This window comes from Pseudorhodobacter aquimaris (assembly GCF_001202025.1).
GTDB lineage: Bacteria > Pseudomonadota > Alphaproteobacteria > Rhodobacterales > Rhodobacteraceae > Pseudorhodobacter > Pseudorhodobacter aquimaris.
Map to the genome: position 1 here is coordinate 81,105 of NZ_LGHS01000014.1, position 19,625 is coordinate 100,729.

Below are 19,625 nucleotides of genomic sequence, written 5' to 3' on the forward strand. Positions count from 1 at the left end.
TGCTAGTTCAAGAGTTGATTGAGACCGTCCAATGGGAGGAAATTCGATGGCCGTAGGCGTGGATGATGATGTTTTTGAACAGCTGATAGATACAGTAAGCCGATTCGCGCGCGAACGGCTTATCCCTGCGGAACGGCAGGTCGAAGAAGAGGATGCGATCCCAGAAGAGATCATTGCCGAGATGAAAGAGATGGGGCTGTTCGGCCTTTCGACCCCCGAAGAATACGGCGGCATCGGCCTGAATGTGCCGCAAGAGGCGCGGTTGATCGAGGCGTTGTGCTATGCCTCTCTGACCTTCCGGTCACTGATCGGGACCAATGTGGGCATTGGCGCACAGGGCATCGTGATGGATGGCACTGCTGCGCAAAAAGACCAATGGTTGCCGGGGATTGCCAGCGGTGACACCATCGCCTCCTTTGCGCTGACCGAACCTGATAACGGGTCGGATGCGGGTGGTATCCGTACCGCTGCCCGGCGCGACGGCGATGATTTCGTGATCAATGGCACCAAGCGCTATATCACCAATGCGGTGCGCGCAGGCGTGTTCACCGTCTTTGCCCGCACCGATGCCGACAAGCCCGGCGCCGATGGGGTTTCCGCCTTTATCGTGCCTGCAGATACGCCCGGCATCACCGTGGCCAAGCCCGACCGCAAGCTGGGCCAGCGCGGCACCAAGACCTCGGATGTGATTTTCGATGATGTGCGCGTGCCGCAATCGGCGATCATCGGCGGGCCAGAGAACCTGCACAAGGGCTTTCGCACCGCGATGAAGGTGCTGGACCGTGGCCGGATTCATGTTGGCGCGATGGCCGTGGGGCAAAGCCAGCGGATGCTTGATATTGCCACCGATTACGCGCTGGACCGCAAACAGTTCGGCAAGCCGATCGGCGAGCATCAGCTTGTGCAAGGGCTGCTTGCCGATTGTCAGACCGACCTTCACGCTGCCCGCGCCCTTGTGCGTGCCACGGCTGATACATTCAACCGCGAGGGCAAGGCGATCCTCGAGGCATCCTGCACCAAGTATTTCTGCACCGAGGCCGCGGGCCGGATCGCGGATCGGGCGCTGCAAATCCATGGTGGCGCGGGCTATATGGCGGAATATGATATTGAGCGTCTGTACCGCGATATCCGCCTTTTGCGCATCTATGAGGGCACCAGCCAGATCCAGCAATTGGTGATCGCGCGCCGCACCCTTGCCAATCGGGCGGGTTGATCATGGCGTCTCATCCAACACGCGATGCCGCTGATATGCCGCCGCGATCCAGTTTTGCGGCGTTTCTGGACATCAAAACCGTTGTTTGCACCCCCGAAGAGGTGATCTGCCAGATGGTCGTCACCCCCGAGATGGGCAACCGCAACGGGGTTTTGCATGGGGGCGCGCTTATGACGCTTGCCGATACGGCGGCGGGGACATCGGCCTTTATCAACAGCCCTGCCGATGTGTCCAACACCACGGTAGAGGCAAAGACCAACTTCACGCGCCCGATCAAGGTGGGCGATACCGTGACGGCGCGCTGTGTGCCGTTGCATGTTGGCCGGACCACGGTCGTCTTGCAGGTCATCATGACACGCGGCGACGGCAAGACGGTCGGAATGACATCGCAGACGCATCTGTTTTTGGGATGGAAGGAATAGGGGGGAGCTATGACAGCGATTGATAATCTGGGGCCGCAGGCGGCCTATCAGGCCCATCTGGAGGCGGGCCGCTTTATGATCCAACGGGCCAAAAGTACGGGTGAATATGTGTTTTGGCCGCGGGTGTTGACGCCCTCGGGGGCGACCGATCTGGAATGGGTGCCCGCCAAGGGGACCGGCACGGTCTATGCGATCACGGTGAACCGGGCGCGCGGGGGGTCATGGAATGTGGCCCTGATCGAGCTGGATGAGGGCGTGCGCATGATGTCGACCTTGCCAGCGGTGGAAACCGCCCCGATCGGCGCGCGGGTCAAGGCACGGGTTGAGGTGGCCGAGGACGGCCCGCGTGTGATCTTTGATCTGATGGAGGATGCGAAATGAGGGGTAAAAGCGCAATTGTCGGCATGGCAACCGCAGGTATGGGCGAGGCCCCCGGTTTCTCCGCGATGGAGCTGTTGGGACAAGCGGCCGTGGCGGCCGTGGCCGATGCCGGGCTCAAGATGCAAGACGTTGATGCCGTGTTCTCCGCGACCAGCAGCCACGCCTTTCCTACCATGAGCGTGGTCGAATATCTGGGGCTGAAGCCGCGCTATTTCGACGGCACCAATGTTGGCGGCTCCAGCTTTGAGCTGCATCTGTTGCAGGCGACCATGGCGCTGGAGGCGGGGCTATGTGATGTGGCGCTGGTCTGCTATGGCTCGAACCAGCGCACCGCAGGTGGGGCACTTGTCTCCATGAGCGAACCACAGTGGCACGAGACCCCCTATAAGCCGCGCCACCCGATCACCGCCTATGCTTTGGCCACCAGCCGCCATATGGCCGAATACGGGACCACGCGCGAAAATCTGGCCGATGTGGCGCTTGCGGCACGGGGCTGGGCGAACCTCAACCCCGAGGCTTTTGCACGCGGCCCATTGACCAAGGATGAGGTGCTTTCGGCGCGGATGATCTCGGACCCGCTGAGCAAATCGGACTGCTGTCTTGTGACGGACGGGGCTGCGGCCTGCGTTCTGGTGCGGGCGGATCGGGCCAAGGATCTGGCGGCCAAGCCGGTCTATTTCCTTGGGGCGGGGGCGGCCAATTACCACCGTTCCATCGTGGCGATGCCGGATCTGACCACCACCGCCGCTGTTGATAGTGGCGCACGTGCGCTGGAAATGGCCGGCGTGTCGCGCAAAGAGCTGGATCTGGTGATGCTCTATGATGCCTTCACGATCAACACGATCCTGTTCCTTGAGGATCTTGGCTTTTGCCCCAAAGGGGAGGGCGGTCGCTTTGTCGCGGACGGGCGGATCGCGCCGGGCGGAGAGCTTGCGGTCAATACCAACGGGGGCGGGCTGTCTTGTGTGCATCCAGGGATGTACGGGCTGTTCCTGATTGCCGAGGCCGTGGCCCAGATCCGTGGCGAGGCGGGCGCGCGCCAGATTGACGGTTGCGACCTTGCGCTCTGTCACGGCAATGGCGGTACGCTTTCCAGCCAATGCACGGCGATCCTCGGGTCAGAGGCCACATTATGAGCGGCTTTTCGGATATTGACGGGCTGATCGCCCCGCGCTCGGTCGCGATCATCGGCGCCTCTGATGACGTGACGCGGATCGGCGGGCGGCCCATCGCGGCGATGCTGCGGGCCGGGTATAAGGGCCGGATCTTGCCGGTGAACCCCAAACGCGACAAGGTGCAGGGGTTGCCGTGCTATGCCAGCGTCCAAGACCTGCCCGAGGTGCCGGATGCCGCGCTGATTGCGGTTCCGGCGAAAATGGTGCCCGAAACGATTGAGGCACTGGGGCGGATGGGCTGCCGTGCCGCGACGCTTTTTTCGGCAGGCTTTGCCGAGGTCGGGGCCGAAGGTCTGGCCGCGCAACATGCGCTTGAAGAGCTGGCCAAACAGCACGGGATGCGCCTGCTTGGGCCGAATACATTGGGCGTCTACAATGTGGATATCGGCTATTACGGCACGTTTTCCTCCTCGCTGGATACCGGATTTCCCAAGTCGGGCAATGTCGGCATTGCCAGCCAGTCGGGGGCCTTTGGCGCACATCTGGGCGCGCTGGCACGTGATCGCGGGATCGGCTGTTCGGTTCTGATCACCACCGGAAACGAGTCCGATATCACCGTGGCCGATGCGATTGGCTGGATGGCGCAAAGCGATACGGTTGATGTGATCTGCACCTATATGGAGGCGGTGAATGATGCGCCTGCGCTCTTGGCCGCGCTGGATGCGGCGCGGGCGGCGGGCAAGCCGGTGCTGGCGCTGAAATCGGGACGCTCGGCGGTGGGGGCGCGGGCGGCGGCCTCACATACGGCGTCATTGACGGGGGATGCGGTGGTTGCGGATGCGGTGCTGACCGATCATGGCGCGATCATCCTGCGTGACCCGGAATCGATGATGGATATCGCCTATGCCGCCTCTAAAAAGGTGTTCCCGAAACAGCATTCCTTTGGCGTGATTACCGTCAGTGGCGGCGCAGGGATTGTGGCCAGCGATGAGGCAGAGCGCGTCGGCCTGCCGATGCCCGCCATGCCCGATGCGGCCCAAGAGGCCCTGCGCGAGGTGCTGCCCTATGCCTCGCCGGTCAATCCGCTGGATTGCACGGCGCAGGCGCTGAATGATCCGACTTTGTTGGAAAAATTCACCCGTGCCGCGCTGGAGGATGGCGGTTACGGCGCGGTGATGTGTTTCCTGACCTATGTGGCAGGAAGTCGGGCGATGTCGCAAGTGATCCTTGATGCCATCGCCCCGCTGCGTGCCGAATATCCCGACCGGATCATCGCCTTTTGTGCGCTTGGCGACCCGGAGGTCTTGCAGCACTATGACGATGCGGGGATCCTTGTGTTCAACGATCCTTGTCGTGCGGTGCGGGCGCTGGATGCGGTCTTGCGGCTGGGCCAGTCGATGGAAAACCGCGTGACGGCGGATCTGCCCGCTGTGACGCAGATCACGCTTCCGGCCAGCAACCCTGATGAGGCGACGGCCAAGACCATTCTGGCCAAGGCCGGAATTGCCGCCGCCCCCGAACAGGCCGTCACGGATGCCGATCAGGCGGTAAAAGCCGCCGAGGGCTTTGGCTATCCGGTGGTGATGAAGATCCTCTCGCCGGATATTTTGCACAAATCCGATATCGGCGCGGTCAAGCTGAACCTGCATGATGCGGACGCGGTACGCGCGGCCTACGCCGAGATCATGGCCGTCGTTGGCGAACATGCCCCCAAGGCCTCGGTGACGGGGATGCTGGTGGCCAAACAGCTTTCGGGCGGGGTGGAGTGCCTGATGGGGATCAACCGAGATCCGACATTCGGGCCGATTGCGGTCTTCGGTCTTGGCGGGATTTTTGTTGAACTCCTCAATGATGTTGCGGTGCGGGCCTGTCCCTTTGGGGTTGATACCGCGCGTGAGATGATCCTGTCGATCCGCAGTGCGGCAATCTTGCAAGGCGCGCGGGGTACGCAGCCTTCGGATATCGACGCGCTGGCGCAGATGCTTTCTAACCTGTCGGTCTTTGCGGCGGGGGCGGGCGAGGGGCTGACCTCGATCGACCTGAACCCTGTGCTTGCGATGCCAGCGGGGCAGGGCGCCTATGCGCTGGATGCGGTGATTGAAATTGCACAAGAGGGGGCTGCCGATGGCCATTGATTATGAAACCCTGCTGAACTTCGATATCCCCGAGGTGCAGCAGAGCTATGGCCCGATGGAGGTCGCGCGCTATGGGCTGACCGTTGGCATGGGACAGGACCCGATGGACCTGCGCCAGCTTGCCTATGTTGACGGGCTGGCCGATGATCGTCGGGTGATGCCGGCCATCGTCAATGTGCTGGGGCATCCGGGGTTCTGGCTGGGCAATCCCGAGACCGGCGTCAATGCCGTCAAACTGGTGCATGGCGAACAAGGCATGACCCTGCACAACCCTATCCCGATGGAGGGCAAGATCCGGGGCAAAACCCGAGTGACGGGCCTGATTGATAAGGGGGAGGGCAAGGGCGCGTTGCTATACAGTGAAAAACAGTTGCATGACGCGGAAACCGGCCTGCATCTTGCGACCTGCCGTAACACGACATTCCTGCGCGCGGATGGCGGTTTTGGCGGGCCAACGGGGCCGGCCAAGAAACCGCATCAACTGCCCGATACCGCGCCCGACCATGTGTTCGACACCCCGACACGGCCCGAACAGGCGCTGGCCTACCGTTGGAATGCCGATCCGAACCCGCTGCATCTGGACCCGCGCGTGGCCGCCAAGGCGGGGTTTGAGCGGCCCATTCTGCACGGGCTTTGCAGTTTTGGCTGTGCCGCCCATGCTTTGCTGGCGGTGTTGTGTGATTATGACGCCAGCCGCTTTGGCGCGATGGATTTGCGCTTTACCGCGCATGTGTTTCCGGGTGAAACATTACGGACAGAGATTTGGGCAGACGGGTCATTTCGTACCCGCGCTGTGGAACGGGATGTGATCGTCATGGGCAACGGAATTTTCAAGCATAAGGAGGCCGTATGAGCATCGATGTCGAATACCGGTCCGACGGGCTTTGCGTCATCACGATAAATGAGCCTGCGCGCCGTAACCCCATTGGCCATGCCGCTCGTGTCGAATTGATCGCCGCATTGTCGCAGGCCGAGGGCGACGATGCCGTGCGGGCGGTCGTTCTGACGGGGGCTGGCGGGAACTTTTCTGCTGGGGGCGATATCCGCGATCAGGGCGAACGCAGCGTATCCGAGCACCGCGAACGGTTTTCGCGGATCAAGGATCTGGTGATGCGGATGACGCGCTTTTCCAAACCTTTGGTTGCGGGGGTTGAGGGCTGGGCCGCGGGGGGCGGCTTTGCCCTCGCGCTTGCCTGCCCGACCATCGTCGCCTCCAAAGAGTCCCGCTTTGTCGCCAGCTTTACCAAGATCGGGTTGATACCGGATATGGGCGTGCTGGCGACCATGCCCGCCCGGATCGGCGCCGCACAGACCCGTCGGCTGCTTTTGACCAACCGTGTCATTGATGCGCCGGAAGCCCTGACCTTGGGCGCGGTGGATGAGCTGGCCGAGGCGGGGGATGTGCTGCGCCGTGCCTGTGAGGTCGCGTTGCAAGAGGCCGAGGGCGCGCCCCTGCCACGACAGTTCATCGTGGATTGGTTCGCGCGGGATGTGGCCGCGGCGCTGGATTACGAACAGTCGATTCAACCGGCCCTGCTCAACAGTGCGGATTCTGCCGAAGGGCGCGCGGCCTTTGCGGAGAAAAGACCTCCGCAGTTTCGCGGATGCTGAACAGGGGGGGGCAGGTGCCCTCCGCGCCGATTTTATCGCTTGGCTGCGATCTGCGGCGGGCCTTGATGTTGGGGGTGATGATCGCGGCCGTGGTGCAGATTTTCGCGCCCTCGCATCTGGTGATCGGCCTTGGCACGGGGATGTTGGTCGGGTTTCTGGCGCTGTCGTGCAAGATGTTCGGCATTGGCACTTGGGTGCCGGTGCTGCTCTCGCTGGGGGCGGCGGTATTGGCAATGGTGCAGCATGTCCCGGCGGATGTCATATGGCGCGGGCTGGACCGGATGCTGTTTCTGGCGGCCTTGATTGCGATGCTGGCGACCTTGCGATCCGCGGCGGCATTGGCGCCCGAGGTGCGGCTGGCGGGGGCGCTGGTGACCAATCAACCCGCCTCACGCCGCTATCTGTCCATGACCTTTGGCGGCCATCTTTTCGGGGTGTTGGTCAATTTTGGCGGTTTGGCGCTCTTGCTGGATATTGCGAAACAGTCGATGGACCGCGAAGGCACCACTCAATTACCCGCCGAGGTTCAAGAGGCCCGTTTGCGCCGGATGACCCTTGCCGTGATACGCGGGTTTTCAATGATTGCGCTTTGGTCGCCGTTCGGATTTGCCACAAATGCGATCCTGCTGACGTTGCCGGGGATTTCCTATGTAGAATTCGGGCCGATAGGGTTTGCGATGTCATTCGTGCTGACCGCGATTGGCTGGGCCTGGGATACCTATGAGGGCCGACGGTTCCGCGGTCGCGGATTGCTGACCGCTACGCCGCCGCCCAAAAGCGGCTTGGCGGTGGCGTTGCTGCTTGGGCATGTGTTGGCGTTGGGGGCGGGGGTGTTTGTCCTCCATGGGATGACCTCGCTCAGCTTTCAGCAAGGGTTGATCGTGATTGTGCCCTGCTATGCCGTGCTTTGGGCCGGGGCGGCGATGCGCCACGACACGCGCGGCGTCTTGGGCGGCATCGGCAAGGTCGCACAGACAAGCTGCTGCGGCTGGCGAATATGGGGCCAGAGGTCGGTGTCTTTGCCTCGGCCGGGTTTTTGGCCGTGGTGCTTTTGGCGCTGATCCCGATGGACGCCCTGCGAGAGGTGATCGCCCATTGGGGTCTGTCCGCCTTCTCCTATGCCTTTGGCCTTACGTTTTCGATATTCATACTGGCGCTTGTCGGGGTGAATCCGATTATTACGGCCTCGGTTCTGGGGGCGATTGCGGCCCAGCTGGCGGTGCCGGGTCTTAGCAATGTCGCCATCGCCCTGTCGATTATCGGGGGCTGGACCGCCGTGATGGGGCTTTCGCCCTTTATCACCACGCTGGCGATTTCCGCCGCGATCATTGACCGGCGGGCCGAAGTGATCGGCCCTGTTTGGAACGGACCTTATTCCATCCTTATTCTGATGATCTGGTCAGCCTTTTTATGGGCGCTGATACATTTCGGATGGGTCTAGAGCGTTGTGCCCGGCCATTCGCCGGCGGTCACCATCTGGTGGACCTCGGCGGTGATGAACTCGGCGATGCTGGTGGTCAGCCGGGAACTTGGCCGGTTGAGCGGTGACATCAGCACCAGGGTGCGATCGATCGGGCTGCGTTCAATCGGGCGGGCGACCAGCTTTTTGTCGCGCACCTGTTGCAGCACACTGACAAGCGGCAGGATCGTACCACCCAGCCCGCGCTCGACAAAGGCCAGCATGGTCGTCAGGATATCCACATCCAGAACCACATCAAGGGCAAGGTTTTCCCGCGCGGCAATCGCTTCGATCCGCGCGCGCAGGCCATGTTCGGGGTTGGGCAGGATCAAGGGCTGCTGCAGGGCCGTATGGGCGTCAATCGGGACACCGTCCTGCGTTCCCTCTGCCGCTGATTGGATATAGAAAAGTTTCTCGATAAGAATGGGCTGCGCCTTGATCAGGTTGGATTGCTGCCCCTCATAGGCAACCCCCAGATCAATCTTGCCGCGTTGGAGCCAGTCTTGCACATGGCCGCTGAAACCCGAAATAATCCGCAGTTTGACGTTCGGATAGATCTGCATCACCCGCTCGATCAAATGTGTGGCGAGGATTTCAGAAACGGTCGGCGGCAGGCCCAGCCTGACCATCCCCGACAGCGGCGCGCGATGCCCCGAGATGTCATTGGCCAGATCCTGAACATCTTCCAGAATGGTTTGCGCCCGTCGCGCCAGCCGGATCCCCTCTTCTGTTGGCATGACCCCGCGCCCATGCCTGCGCAGCAGGGCGACATTCAGCTCTTCTTCCAGCGCCTTTACCTGTCGGCTCAGCGCGGGCTGTGCGATGTTCAGATGATCCGCAGCGGCGGTAATGCTGCTGAGTTCAACCACCTGGATAAAGTTTCGGAGCTGACGGAAATCCATTCATGCCTCATGCGTATCTCTGATATATCAATAATGCATTTGAAACATGGCTTCCAGTCCTTATGGTCAAATCAGGAGCGGCACAGCACCGTCCGGCGTGCCGCCCCCCAAAGGGGTCATGCCGGATAAAAGCCGATGGAGGATCGGTGAGGCGCTTTGTCTGGAATCAACAGGGAAAAATAACATGAAAACGACGTTTCGACTCGGGCTGGCTGCGACCGGCTTTCTGGCGGCATCGATGATGGCCCCGGCCGCAATGGCACAAGAAATGCCGGACACAATGGTCTGGACATCTTATGATGTCGGCTCGGCCGGCTATGCCGAGGCCTCGGCCATTGCCGATGCCTTTGGCAAGAAATTCGGCACCCGCGTGCGGATCCAACCCTCGGGCAGCGGCATCGGCCGTTTGCAACCCTTGTTGCAGGGCCGCGCCGATTACGCATTCCTTGCGACCGAGGCGTTTTTCGTGGCCGAGGGTGCGTTTGATTTCGCCACCCCCGATTGGGGCCCTACTGAGCTGCGCGCCGTCGCGGGGCGTCCGGCAGGTATCACGTTGATCACGGCAGAGGATGCAGGCATCAGGACCGTTGCCGACGCGCGCGGCAAGCGGATCGCCTTTGTGGCCGGCAACCCGTCGGTGAATGTCAAATGTGAGGCGATTCTGGCCTTTGGCGGGCTGAAGCTGGACGATGTGGAGGTGATCACCTTCCCGACCTATGCCTCGGCCATGGCATCGATGACGCGCAACGAATCGGATGCGACCTGCACCACCCCCACCACCAGCCAGCTTTATGAGCTTGCCGAAAGCCCGCGCGGCATTTTCTATGTCCCGCTAGAGGCAGATAACGCCGACGGGTGGGAGGGTCTTCTTAAGGTGCTGCCGATCATGGGCCCCTCGGATGAAGATGTCGCCGCCGGTTTGCCCGAGGGCGAAATCGCCAAGATGGCCGCTTATCGCTATCCGGTCATTACCACCACCGCCGGAAAATCCGCAGATGAGGTTTACGCCTTCATCAAGGCGCTGGATGAAACCTACGACCTTTACAAGGACGGCACGGCCACGATGAAGCGCTGGACGCTGGAACAATCGGGCAAGCCTGCGATTGACGTTCCCTTCCACGAAGGGGCGATCCGCTATCTCAAGGAAAAGGGTATCTGGACCGCCGAGGATGACGCCTGGAACGCCAAGCGCACCGCGCGCATGGATGCGCTGCTGGCCGCCTGGGCCGAATTCAAGCCCGCCAATGAGGGCCTGTCCGAAGAGGCATTCTCCGACGCCTGGATGGCACACCGCGCCGAGGTGGTCGCCGCGCTGAACTGATCCGCAGCGCGCTCTTTTCCCCCGGCGGGTTATCATCGCCGGGGGTATTCCAGGTAATGTCAGGATAAGATTATGGTTTCGACAAAAGACGCCGTTGCCGAAACGGTACCCCCCCAGCGTCCACGGCAACATGTGGTGCAGATCCTCACGATGATCCTTGGCACGATCGGCGTCATCATGGCCATCAACCAACAGTTTTTATTGGGGATTTTCGGGTTTCAGCCTTTGGGCAATGCCTATCTCTATTATCTGATCGGGATATTTCTGGCCATCGCTTTCCTGACATTACCGTTTAGCATCATGCACCCCGAGCGGCTGTTTTGGCTCAACCCTGTTTTGGCGGTTGCGGCCTTGACCAGCGCAGGCTGGCTTGGGTTTCACGGGCTGGATATCTTGCAGCGGGGCTGGGAATATGACGCGCCGTTGGTGGCCGATATCATGGCCTCAATCCTGTTGTTTCTGGTGCTCGAAGGGGTGCGGCGCGCGGGGGGGACGGTCTTGCTGTTCACCGCGTTGCTCTTTGGCTCCTATCCGCTTTGGGCTGACAGTATGCCCGGCTTTTTGTGGGGGACGGAATATTCGCTGATGGGCACGGTGCGCGCGCATGTTCTGGGCGTAGAATCGGTGATAGGCATTCCGATGCAGGTCGTGGCCGAGCTGGTCATCGGCTTTGTCATTTTCGGCTCGGTGCTGGTCATCACCAAGGGCAGCGACTTTTTCATGGAGCTGGCCTCGGCGCTTTTGGGTCACACCCGCGGCGGGCCGGCCAAGGTTGCAGTGCTTGGATCTGGCATCCTCGGGTCGCTTTCGGGCAGTGTGATTTCCAATATCCTGACGTCGGGGCCGTTCTCCATCCCGACGATGCGGCGCGTGGGGTATCCTGCGCATTACGCCGCCGCCGTTGAGGCCTGCGCCTCAACCGGGGCCACCTTGATGCCGCCGGTGATGGGGACGGTTGCCTTTGTGATGGCGTCATTCCTTGGCGTGCAATATTCGAGCATCGTGATCGCGGCCCTTATTCCGGCGATCCTGTTCTATGTCGCCCTGCTGTTTCAGGTGGATATGTATGCCGCCCGGCGCGGTCTTGCGGGCCTGCCCCGCAGCGAGATCCCGCCGGTCTGGCCGGTGCTGAAATCCGGCTGGCCCTATCTCCTTAGCCTTGCGGTGCTGATCTATGTCTTGATGATCATGCGGATGGAGGCACGCGCGCCTTACTACGCCTCGGTGGTGATGTTGGTCGCGACCTCTTTTCGCAAGGAAACCCGCCTGACGGTGAACCGTGTCCTGGAGCTGGTGCAGGACACCTCGCGCAATATCGCGGGTCTTGTGGCGGTGCTGGCGGGGATCGGGCTGGTGGTGGGCGGGCTGTCCTATACCGGTGTTGCGGGGGCGTTTTCGCGTGAATTGCTGCTTTATGCCAATGGCAATACCGCGCTGATGTTGATCGCGGGCGCGGTGACAAGCTTTGTGCTGGGCATGGGGATGACCGTGACGGCCTGCTATATCTTTTTGTCGATCCTCTTGGCGCCGGCATTGGTACAGGCCGGTCTGCATCCGATCGCAAGCCATCTGTTCATCCTCTATTGGGGGATGCTGTCGTACATCACGCCGCCGGTGGCGCTGGCCGCGATTACCGCCGCCAGTGTGGCCGGATCGCGCCCGATGCAGACCGGATTTTACGCGATGCGTCTGGGGATGCCGCTGTTCGTGCTGCCGTTCATCTTTGTCTATGATCCGGCGCTGATCATGGAGGGCACAGCCTTGCAGATCATCGAGCGCGTCGGCCTGACGCTGGTGGCGATCTGGGCGATCACCTCGGCCTTTGAAAGCTGGATCTACAAGGTGGGCCGGATCGGCACGATCAGCCGGATTGCGGTGGCGGTCGGTGGCGTTTTGATCTTGTTCCCCGACCTGCCGACCAGCCTGCTTGGGGGTGCGGTTCTGATTGCAACCATCGGGATCAATTTGAAATTCAGACGGCAACCCGCCGTGAAAACGTGAGGCAGCTTTATGGATAAGACAGTAGCGGATCTGGCGCGCGCGGTCGCGCCGATCACAGATGGCGCATCGATCATGATTGGCGGGTTCGGATCATCGGGCATCCCCTTCGGGCTGATCGATGCCCTTTGCGCACAAGGCACAACCGGCCTGACGGTGATTTCCAACAACGCAGGCGCGGGGGAGACGGGCATCGCCACATTGCTCAAGGCGGGGCGGGTGGCCAAGGTGATTTGCTCTTATCCGCGCACGCCCGGGTCAATCTGGTTTGAGCGCCGCTATGAGGCGGGCGAGGTCGCGCTGGAGGTGGTCCCTCAAGGCACATTGGCCGAACGGATCCGCGCGGCGGGCGCGGGGCTGGGCGGTTTCCTGACCCCGACCGCCTATGGCACCCGTCTGGCCGAGGGTAAGGAGACCCGTGTCATCGACGGGCGCGGCTATGTGCTGGAGGCCCCGCTGCATGCCGATTTCGCCTTGGTCCGTGCCGCGCGTGGCGACCGCTACGGCAACCTCAGCTATCACGCGACGGCCCGCAATTTTAACCCGGTGATGGCCATGGGCGCAGCCCACACCATCGCAGAGGTTCGGCATCTGGCATCGGAACCGCTGGACCCGGAAACGGTGATAACACCGGGAATCTTTGTCCAAAGCGTTGTGGAATACGGGGTACGGCCATGAAATCACTTAGCGATAGCGCATTGGCGGCACGGGTTGCGCAGGACATTCCTGACGGGTCCTATGTCAACCTTGGGATTGGCAAGCCGACACATGTCTCCGCACATCTGCCCGAGGGGCGCGAGGTGCTTTACCAATCCGAGAACGGCCTTTTGGGCGTTGGTCCCGTGCCACCGACAGGTGCCGAGGACCCCGAGCTGATCGATGCCAGCAAACGTTTTGTCACCCCCGCGACAGGGGCCGCCTATTTCGATCAGACCGATAGCTTTGCGATGATGCGCGGCGGGCATATCGATATCGCGGTTCTGGGCGCCTATCAGGTGGCCGAAAATGGCGATCTGGCAAATTGGGCCACGCTGGATGAAAAATACCCCCCCGCGGTTGGCGGTGCGATGGATCTTGTGGTTGGCGTTCCGACAATTCTGGTGATGATGCGCCATGTCAACCGTGACGGCAGCCCGAAGCTGTTGAAAACCTGTAGCTTTCCATTGACAGGTCTAGGGGTGGTCAGCCGTGTCTATACCGATCTGGCGGTGCTGGACGTCACGCCCGCGGGCTTTCGTCTGGTTGAACTTGCACCCGGCAACAGCCTCGATGCGGTTCAAGCCCTGACCGAAGCCACAATCCTGACCTGAAAAAGCAGCCTTTGACCATAGGGAGAAACAGGATGACGCAAGGCCCGACAGAGGTTCTGAAGGCCGGATTGGAATTGCCCCTGATCGGCGCGCCGATGTTTTTGGCCTCGGGGGTGGATCTGGTGGTGGCGCAATGCTGCGCGGGGGTTATCGGCACTTTTCCCGCGCTGAATGCCCGCCCCGCAGCCGAGCTGGACAACTGGCTGGTCCAGATTGAGGCACGGCTGGAGGCATATCGCCAGACCACAGGGAAAACCCCGGCGGCCTATGGCGTGAACCTGATCGTGAACGATTATAACGAACGGCTGGAGCAGGATCTGGCGACATTGGTGCGCCATAAGGTGCCCTTGGTGATCACCTCGCTTTCGGCGCCCGATAAGGTGGTTGAGGCGGTGCATAGCTATGGCGGATTGGTGTTTCATGATGTGGTCAAGGCCCGCCATGCCCGCCGCGCGGTGGCCGCAGGTGTTGACGGGTTGATCCTTGTGGCCGCCGGTGCGGGGGGGCACGCAGGCACCCTTAGCCCCTTTGCGCTGATTGAAGAAGTGCGCGCCTTTTACGACGGCCCGCTTGTGCTGTCGGGGGCGATTGCCAACGGGCGTGCGGTGCTGGCGGCCGAGGCCTTGGGCTGTGATTTCGCCTATGCGGGCACGGTTTTCATCCCGACCGAGGAATCCACGGCCCCGCTTGCGCATAAGGAAATGATCATCGCGGCGGCCGCTGACGGGATCATGTACACGCCGATGTTTTCCGGCACCCCCGCCAATTATCTGATCCCCAGCATAGAGGCCGCTGGCGTCGATATTGACGCCGCACAGCAAGCCTTGCCCCAAAAGATGCGCGCCAAGACCGATTCAAACCGCCCCAAAGCGTGGAAAGATGTCTGGAGCGCGGGCCAATCCGTCGGTCAATCACAACATCTTAGCCCTGCCGCCGAGGTGGTCGCGCGCATGGTGGCCGAATATCGCGCGGCCCGATCGGCGCTTTGCGATACTGCCAGCCGCATTAACAAATAGAGGAACGCCCCAATGACACTCGCTCGCAGACTTGGCGATTTTGCCGCTGGCCCGATCAATCCGACAGTGGCCATGCGCGATTTCGTGCGCCTCTCATTGTTCGACTGGACCACAGTCGGCATTGCGGGTGGGGATGAGCCGGTGGCACAGGCCGCGCGCAAAATGGCCTTGGGCAATGCGGCGATGGAAACGGGCGCGACTGTGTTTCGGGGCGGGCGCGTGGCACCGGCAACGGCGGCGCTGGTCAATGGCGCCACCAGCCATGCGCTGGATTATGACGACACGCATTTCGGCCATATCGGCCACCCCAGCGTTGCCGTGACACCCGCAGCCCTTGCCCTGGCCGAACGCGAGGGCGTGGATGGCGCGACCCTTTTGGAGGCGCTGGCCGTGGGGCTGGAAACCGCCTGCCGTGTGGGGGCCTGGCTTGGCCGCGCACATTATGAGGCGGGGTTTCACCAGACAGGCACCTCGGGCGCATTTGGCGCGATGGCGGCGGCGGGGCGGATTTTGGGCCTTGATGCCGAGCAGATGGCACAGGGGTTCCGCCTGACGGCCACCCGCGCCGCAGGGTTGAAAAGCCAGTTCGGAACGATGGGCAAACCGCTCAATGCCGGATTTGCGGCCGAAGTGGGCGTGACCTCGGCCCTGCTGGCCCAAGCGGGGGCGCAATCGGCGCAGAACGCAATCGAGGGCGTGCAAGGCTTTGGTCCGACCCATGCGGGGGCTGCCGATGAAAGTGTCTTTGACGGGCTTGGGCAGGCGTGGCTGTTCCCCAACATTTCCTATAAATTCCATGCCTGCTGCCACGGTCTTCATGCGATGCTAGAGGCGGTTCGCAGCCTTCGGGACGGCCCTTTGCATGAAAACCGACCTAATGACCTGCAATCCATCACCATCCGCACCCATCCGCGCTGGTTTGCGGTCTGCAACAAACCCGCGCCCGCAACGGGGTTGGAGGCGAAATTCAGCTATCGGCTGACGGCTGCGATGATGCTGACAGGTGTCGATACCGCGGCATTAGAGACATATACCGATGAACTTTGTGCCCGTCCCGATCTGGTTGCCCTGCGCGACCGTATCGAGGTGATTGCCGATGACAGCTTGGCCGACAGCGCCTCTGAGGTGACGGTGACCACGGCGGGGCAGGGGGATGTTACCGCCCGATATGATATCCTGACCGAGAATGACCCTGCGGTGCTGGAAGGGCGGCTGCGCGATAAGGCCACCTCTTTGTTGGGGGCAGAGGGGGCCGCGGATCTGTGGCAAACCGTGGCGGGGCTGGACCAGCAAGACGGGCTGGCGAAACTGATTGCCCGGATCGCCGCCTGACCTTGGGCAAGCGTTGAATGGCCGACCCTTTTGCAGGGGTCGGCCATGCTTTTGATCAGGATTTCTGCGTCACCAATTTGGTGTAGACATAGGATTCAATCGCCTCCGGCCCGCCTTCGGAGCCAAAGCCTGAATCCTTGATGCCGCCCAATGGCAATTCGGGCAGGCCAAGCGCCGTGTGGTTGATCGCCAGCATCCCCGTCTCGATATTATTGTGCAGGATCTGCGAGGTGCGGATCGAGGATGTGAAGGCATAGGCGGCAAGGCCGTAGGCCAGACGGTTCGCCTCGGTCACGGCCTCATCCACCGTGTCGAAAGGTGCCAGCAAGGCCACCGGACCAAAGGGTTCCTCATTCATAATGCGCGCGGATTGCGGCACGTTTTCCAGCAGGGTCGGACGATAGAAGAACCCCGGATGGTCAACACGTTCCCCGCCTGTCACCAGCTTGGCACCCTCGTTGACAGCCTCTGCGATGATCTCGGTCACGGCCTCAACACGGCGTTTGCTGACCAAGGGCCCCATCCGCGTTTCAGGGTCGATACCCGCCCCGGGGGTGATGCTTTCAACCTCGGCCTTCAAGGCAGCGACGAAACGGTCATAGACGCCGCGCTGCACCAGAATCCGTGTCGGAGAGATACAGACCTGACCGGCATTGCGGAACTTGAAGGCGGCGATATCACGGGCGGCGGCCTCGATATCGGCATCCTCGAACACCAGAACAGGGCTGTGACCGCCCAGCTCCATCGTGATGCGCTTCATATGCTGACCGGCCAGCGAGGCCAGCAATTTGCCCACCGGAACCGAGCCGGTAAAGGACACTTTGCGAATGGCGGGATGCGGGATCAGATAGTTGGCGATATCGGGCGGGTTGCCGTAAACGAAGTTCAACACACCGGCCGGAAGCCCCGCCTCGGCCAGAATTTCGGCAAGGATCGCCGGGCTTGCAGGTGTGTCTTCTGGCGGCTTGGCCACCATCGTGCAGCCTGCGGCAAGGGCAGGGGCCACTTTGCGCACCAGTTGCGAGAAGGGGAAGTTCCACGGCGTGAAGGCCGCAACCGGCCCGATCGGCTGTTTCAGCGCAAGCTGCATCACATCGGGGCTGCGCGCAGGGATCACACGACCGTAGATCCGGCGGGCCTCCTCGGCGAACCAATCCAGAAGGTCGGCGGCGGTGCGCAACTCGTTCTCGGCCTCAGCCAATGGTTTGCCCATTTCAAGGGTCAGCACCCGCGCCACCTCGGGCATCCGGTCGCGCAGGGCCGTTGCCGCGCGGCGCAGGATCGCGCCCCGCTCCATCCCGGAAACCTCGCGCCAAGTCGCAAAGGCTTTTTCAGCGGCCTGCACGGCCTCTTCCAGATCGGCCTTGGTTGCCACCGCGTGATGGCCAATCACCTCGCCGGTGGCCGGGTTATGGACCGGCGCGCGGGCCCCATCGGATGAGGGGCGCCAAACACCGTTGATGAACAGTTTTGTATCAGTCAGCATAAGATATTTCCTTCGTGATGTGCCCGTTATGGCAACATATTCTGGGTAAAGAGGATCATGTCGGGAAAGGCGACCATCAGGCCGATAATCACCAGATCGGCCATGATGAAATAGGCAACCCCCCTGAAGATCGTACCGGTCGAAACCCGGTCGGCCATCACCCCCTTGAGGACAAAGACATTCAACCCGATTGGCGGGGTTATCATCCCGATCTCCAAGAGTTTGGCGACCAGCACCCCAAACCAGAGCAATTCAATCCCGGCGGTTTCGACCAGCGGCAAAAGGATCGGTAAGGTCAGCAGCATCGCGCCAATCGGCTCCAGAAACATCCCCAGCACCAGATAGAGCAGGGTAATCGCAAGGATCAGCATCAGCGGCGATACGCCCATTTCCAGCACACCATCGGCCAGGGCATCGCTGACGCCGGAAAAGGTGAAGAACCGTGTCAACATGCTGGCCCCTACCGCGATGATAAAGATCGAGGAGGAAATCGTCAGCGTCTCCATCAGCGACGACCAGATCCCTTTGACATCAATAGAGCGGCGCACAAAAGCGATCACGAGTGACATCGAGGCGCCAACACCGCCGGCCTCTGTCGGGGTGAAAATACCGGCAAAGAGGCCGCCAAAGACGCCAAGGACCAGCACCAGAACCGGCCAGACCTCTCGCAGGGCGGCAAAACGGTCACCCCAGCTGATGTCTTCTTCGACCGGCGGGGCGAGGGCGGGGTTCAACATCACGCGGATCACGATCACCAAAGTATAGGCCAGAACCGTGATCAGCCCGATAACCGTCCCGGCCAGAAACAGCTGGCTGACCTGTACCTGTGCGATCATCCCGTAAAGGATGAACAGGATAGAGGGCGGGATCAGCGCGCCAATGGTCCCCGCCGCCGCGATTGTGCCGGTGGCAAGCCCCGGATCATAGCGATAGCGCAACATCTCTGGCGCGGCGATCCGCCCCATCGCCGCCGCACAGGCGATCGAGGAGCCGGTCACCGCGGCAAAACCCGCACAGCCCAGAACCCCCGCAATCGCCAGCCCGCCGGGCAGGGCCGAAAGCCACATACGCGCGGCCTTGAACAACCCCGTCGTCAGCCCCGCGTGAAAACAAAAGAAGCCCATCAGAACGAACATCGGGATCGACGACAGGTGCCACGTCGCGGTGAAGCTATAGGGAATAACGCCAAGCGCGCCCCAAGCCGCCTTGAACGAGACCAAAAGCCCGATGCCGGTAAAAGACACGCTGATCAGGGCAATCGCGATTGGCACGCGCAGCGCAATAAGGGCCAGCAGGATCGCAATGCCTGCAAAGCCGATTTGAATATCAGTCAATGGACGCTCCCTCATGACGTGGATGGGCCTGACCCACAGCCAGCGCAGAGGCATCCTCTATCCGCATCAAGAACGCAGTCAGCCGCCATAACAGCACCAGCGTTATCAACGCGGTTCCGACAGGCACGATGAAATGCGTCGGCCAGATCAAAATCTTGACGCCCTGCTCATAGCTGAACGACCCCATGGCATGTTTCTTGAGCGCCTCATTCCAGCTTGCCCATGTCATCGCCGCAAAGACGACACTCCCCAAGGCCGTGGCGCAAAGGGTCAGGACCGCCCGCAACCTGCGCGGAAAGGTCGTGAACAGAACCTCGACCGAGATATGGCCCGTCATCCGCTCGACAATCGCCAAGGGCAAAAAGGCCGCCGCTACCATATAATATTGCGAAACAATCGGGGTGGTGCCGGGCAGGGGACGGTTGAACATGAATTTTCCGATAACATCGGCCGTAATATGCAGCATCATCAAAAAGATCGCGGCCGCACCCACAGCCCCGTAAACCGCAATCATAACGCGCAATAGCTTGTCTGTTTTTTGCATAAAAACCTCTCGGTTCAGGGGGCGGGCCGATGGGTCAGCCCGCCCT

19 protein-coding genes are annotated in these 19,625 nt (G+C 61.5%); 15 read left to right on the forward strand and 4 right to left on the reverse strand.

Going from position 1 to position 19,625, the window contains the following annotated elements; all coding sequences use genetic code 11:
• Positions 1–46: 46 nt before the first annotated feature.
• From AKU94_RS02505 to AKU94_RS02545, 9 genes are read left to right on the forward strand one after another with little or no spacing between them, the layout of a single operon-like run.
• A complete protein-coding gene (locus AKU94_RS02505) occupies positions 47–1,213 on the forward strand; it encodes an acyl-CoA dehydrogenase family protein (RefSeq protein ID WP_050525777.1) in 1,167 nt (388 codons plus the stop codon).
• A gap of 2 nt (positions 1,214–1,215) precedes the next feature.
• On the forward strand, positions 1,216–1,635 hold the full coding sequence (locus tag AKU94_RS02510) for a PaaI family thioesterase (protein ID WP_050525778.1): 420 nt from the start codon (positions 1,216–1,218) through the stop codon (positions 1,633–1,635).
• A gap of 9 nt (positions 1,636–1,644) precedes the next feature.
• On the forward strand, positions 1,645–2,016 hold the full coding sequence (locus tag AKU94_RS02515) for a Zn-ribbon domain-containing OB-fold protein (RefSeq protein ID WP_083444890.1): 372 nt from the start codon (positions 1,645–1,647) through the stop codon (positions 2,014–2,016).
• A complete protein-coding gene (locus tag AKU94_RS02520; protein WP_050525779.1) occupies positions 2,013–3,152 on the forward strand; it encodes a thiolase in 1,140 nt (379 codons plus the stop codon). Before AKU94_RS02515 ends, AKU94_RS02520 begins: the two co-directional genes overlap by 4 nt.
• Positions 3,149–5,266 (forward strand): acetate--CoA ligase family protein, encoded by a 2,118-nt coding sequence (locus tag AKU94_RS02525; RefSeq protein ID WP_050525780.1) that lies wholly within the window; start codon positions 3,149–3,151, stop codon positions 5,264–5,266. The genes AKU94_RS02520 and AKU94_RS02525 overlap by 4 nt, the downstream gene beginning before the upstream one ends.
• Positions 5,256–6,119, forward strand: coding sequence for a MaoC/PaaZ C-terminal domain-containing protein (locus tag AKU94_RS02530; RefSeq protein WP_050525781.1), 864 nt, complete (start codon positions 5,256–5,258; stop codon positions 6,117–6,119). The genes AKU94_RS02525 and AKU94_RS02530 overlap by 11 nt, the downstream gene beginning before the upstream one ends.
• Positions 6,116–6,877 carry an enoyl-CoA hydratase/isomerase family protein gene (locus AKU94_RS02535; protein WP_050525782.1) on the forward strand — a complete coding sequence of 254 codons (762 nt, stop codon included), beginning with the start codon at positions 6,116–6,118 and terminating at the stop codon, positions 6,875–6,877. Before AKU94_RS02530 ends, AKU94_RS02535 begins: the two co-directional genes overlap by 4 nt.
• A 14-nt stretch (positions 6,878–6,891) precedes the next feature.
• Positions 6,892–7,938, forward strand: coding sequence for a hypothetical protein (locus AKU94_RS02540; protein ID WP_157056366.1), 1,047 nt, complete (start codon positions 6,892–6,894; stop codon positions 7,936–7,938).
• Complete coding sequence (locus AKU94_RS02545; protein WP_050525784.1) at positions 7,875–8,318, forward strand: hypothetical protein; 444 nt, start codon at positions 7,875–7,877, stop codon at positions 8,316–8,318. Before AKU94_RS02540 ends, AKU94_RS02545 begins: the two co-directional genes overlap by 64 nt.
• On the opposite strand, the gene AKU94_RS02550 is transcribed toward AKU94_RS02545, so the two are convergent.
• Positions 8,315–9,238 carry a LysR family transcriptional regulator gene (locus tag AKU94_RS02550; protein ID WP_050525785.1) on the reverse strand — a complete coding sequence of 308 codons (924 nt, stop codon included), beginning with the start codon at positions 9,236–9,238 and terminating at the stop codon, positions 8,315–8,317. The genes AKU94_RS02545 and AKU94_RS02550 overlap by 4 nt on opposite strands.
• Before the next feature lie 184 nt (positions 9,239–9,422).
• Here AKU94_RS02550 and AKU94_RS02555 point away from each other — a divergent pair, with 184 nt between their 5' ends.
• The 6 genes from AKU94_RS02555 to AKU94_RS02580 all read left to right on the forward strand — a co-directional run bounded on the left by AKU94_RS02555 (position 9,423) and on the right by AKU94_RS02580 (position 16,215).
• Positions 9,423–10,559, forward strand: a complete 1,137-nt coding sequence (locus AKU94_RS02555; protein WP_050525809.1) for a TAXI family TRAP transporter solute-binding subunit — start codon at positions 9,423–9,425, stop codon at positions 10,557–10,559.
• A gap of 72 nt (positions 10,560–10,631) precedes the next feature.
• Positions 10,632–12,560, forward strand: a complete 1,929-nt coding sequence (locus AKU94_RS02560; RefSeq protein ID WP_083444891.1) for a TRAP transporter permease — start codon at positions 10,632–10,634, stop codon at positions 12,558–12,560.
• Positions 12,561–12,569: 9 nt separating this feature from the next.
• Positions 12,570–13,235 (forward strand): 3-oxoacid CoA-transferase subunit A, encoded by a 666-nt coding sequence (locus AKU94_RS02565; RefSeq protein WP_050525786.1) that lies wholly within the window; start codon positions 12,570–12,572, stop codon positions 13,233–13,235.
• On the forward strand, positions 13,232–13,867 hold the full coding sequence (locus AKU94_RS02570; protein WP_050525787.1) for a 3-oxoacid CoA-transferase subunit B: 636 nt from the start codon (positions 13,232–13,234) through the stop codon (positions 13,865–13,867). The genes AKU94_RS02565 and AKU94_RS02570 overlap by 4 nt, the downstream gene beginning before the upstream one ends.
• A gap of 32 nt (positions 13,868–13,899) precedes the next feature.
• The gene (locus AKU94_RS02575; protein WP_050525788.1) at positions 13,900–14,883 is read left to right on the forward strand and encodes an NAD(P)H-dependent flavin oxidoreductase; all 984 of its coding nucleotides are present in this window, start codon (positions 13,900–13,902) and stop codon (positions 14,881–14,883) included.
• A 12-nt stretch (positions 14,884–14,895) separates the two neighbouring features.
• The gene (locus tag AKU94_RS02580; RefSeq protein ID WP_050525789.1) at positions 14,896–16,215 is read left to right on the forward strand and encodes an MmgE/PrpD family protein; all 1,320 of its coding nucleotides are present in this window, start codon (positions 14,896–14,898) and stop codon (positions 16,213–16,215) included.
• Positions 16,216–16,270: 55 nt separating this feature from the next.
• Here the strand turns inward: AKU94_RS02580 and AKU94_RS02585 are convergent, their stop codons facing one another.
• Genes AKU94_RS02585 through AKU94_RS02595 form a run of 3 tightly spaced genes read right to left on the reverse strand, consistent with a single transcriptional unit; the run spans position 16,271 to position 19,579 of the window.
• Positions 16,271–17,701 (reverse strand): NAD-dependent succinate-semialdehyde dehydrogenase, encoded by a 1,431-nt coding sequence (locus tag AKU94_RS02585; protein ID WP_050525790.1) that lies wholly within the window; start codon positions 17,699–17,701, stop codon positions 16,271–16,273.
• 26 nt (positions 17,702–17,727) lie between these two features.
• Complete coding sequence (locus tag AKU94_RS02590) at positions 17,728–19,035, reverse strand: TRAP transporter large permease (RefSeq protein ID WP_050525791.1); 1,308 nt, start codon at positions 19,033–19,035, stop codon at positions 17,728–17,730.
• Positions 19,028–19,579, reverse strand: coding sequence for a TRAP transporter small permease (locus AKU94_RS02595; protein ID WP_083444892.1), 552 nt, complete (start codon positions 19,577–19,579; stop codon positions 19,028–19,030). Before AKU94_RS02595 ends, AKU94_RS02590 begins: the two co-directional genes overlap by 8 nt.
• Between the last annotated feature and the right edge of the window lie 46 nt (positions 19,580–19,625).

Excerpts from the sequence above, each read along its gene's own strand:
- AKU94_RS02505 (WP_050525777.1), top strand. The coding sequence starts at position 47 with ATGGCCGTAGGCGTGGATGATGATGTTTTTGAACAGCTGATAGATACA.
- AKU94_RS02510 (WP_050525778.1), top strand. The coding sequence starts at position 1,216 with ATGGCGTCTCATCCAACACGCGATGCCGCTGATATGCCGCCGCGATCC.
- AKU94_RS02515 (WP_083444890.1), top strand. The coding sequence starts at position 1,645 with ATGACAGCGATTGATAATCTGGGGCCGCAGGCGGCCTATCAGGCCCAT.
- AKU94_RS02520 (WP_050525779.1), top strand. The coding sequence starts at position 2,013 with ATGAGGGGTAAAAGCGCAATTGTCGGCATGGCAACCGCAGGTATGGGC.
- AKU94_RS02525 (WP_050525780.1), top strand. The coding sequence starts at position 3,149 with ATGAGCGGCTTTTCGGATATTGACGGGCTGATCGCCCCGCGCTCGGTC.
- AKU94_RS02530 (WP_050525781.1), top strand. The coding sequence starts at position 5,256 with ATGGCCATTGATTATGAAACCCTGCTGAACTTCGATATCCCCGAGGTG.
- AKU94_RS02535 (WP_050525782.1), top strand. The coding sequence starts at position 6,116 with ATGAGCATCGATGTCGAATACCGGTCCGACGGGCTTTGCGTCATCACG.
- AKU94_RS02545 (WP_050525784.1), top strand. The coding sequence starts at position 7,875 with ATGGGGCCAGAGGTCGGTGTCTTTGCCTCGGCCGGGTTTTTGGCCGTG.
- AKU94_RS02550 (WP_050525785.1), bottom strand. The coding sequence starts at position 9,238 with ATGGATTTCCGTCAGCTCCGAAACTTTATCCAGGTGGTTGAACTCAGC.
- AKU94_RS02555 (WP_050525809.1), top strand. The coding sequence starts at position 9,423 with ATGAAAACGACGTTTCGACTCGGGCTGGCTGCGACCGGCTTTCTGGCG.
- AKU94_RS02560 (WP_083444891.1), top strand. The coding sequence starts at position 10,632 with ATGGTTTCGACAAAAGACGCCGTTGCCGAAACGGTACCCCCCCAGCGT.
- AKU94_RS02565 (WP_050525786.1), top strand. The coding sequence starts at position 12,570 with ATGGATAAGACAGTAGCGGATCTGGCGCGCGCGGTCGCGCCGATCACA.
- AKU94_RS02570 (WP_050525787.1), top strand. The coding sequence starts at position 13,232 with ATGAAATCACTTAGCGATAGCGCATTGGCGGCACGGGTTGCGCAGGAC.
- AKU94_RS02575 (WP_050525788.1), top strand. The coding sequence starts at position 13,900 with ATGACGCAAGGCCCGACAGAGGTTCTGAAGGCCGGATTGGAATTGCCC.
- AKU94_RS02580 (WP_050525789.1), top strand. The coding sequence starts at position 14,896 with ATGACACTCGCTCGCAGACTTGGCGATTTTGCCGCTGGCCCGATCAAT.
- AKU94_RS02585 (WP_050525790.1), bottom strand. The coding sequence starts at position 17,701 with ATGCTGACTGATACAAAACTGTTCATCAACGGTGTTTGGCGCCCCTCA.
- AKU94_RS02595 (WP_083444892.1), bottom strand. The coding sequence starts at position 19,579 with ATGCAAAAAACAGACAAGCTATTGCGCGTTATGATTGCGGTTTACGGG.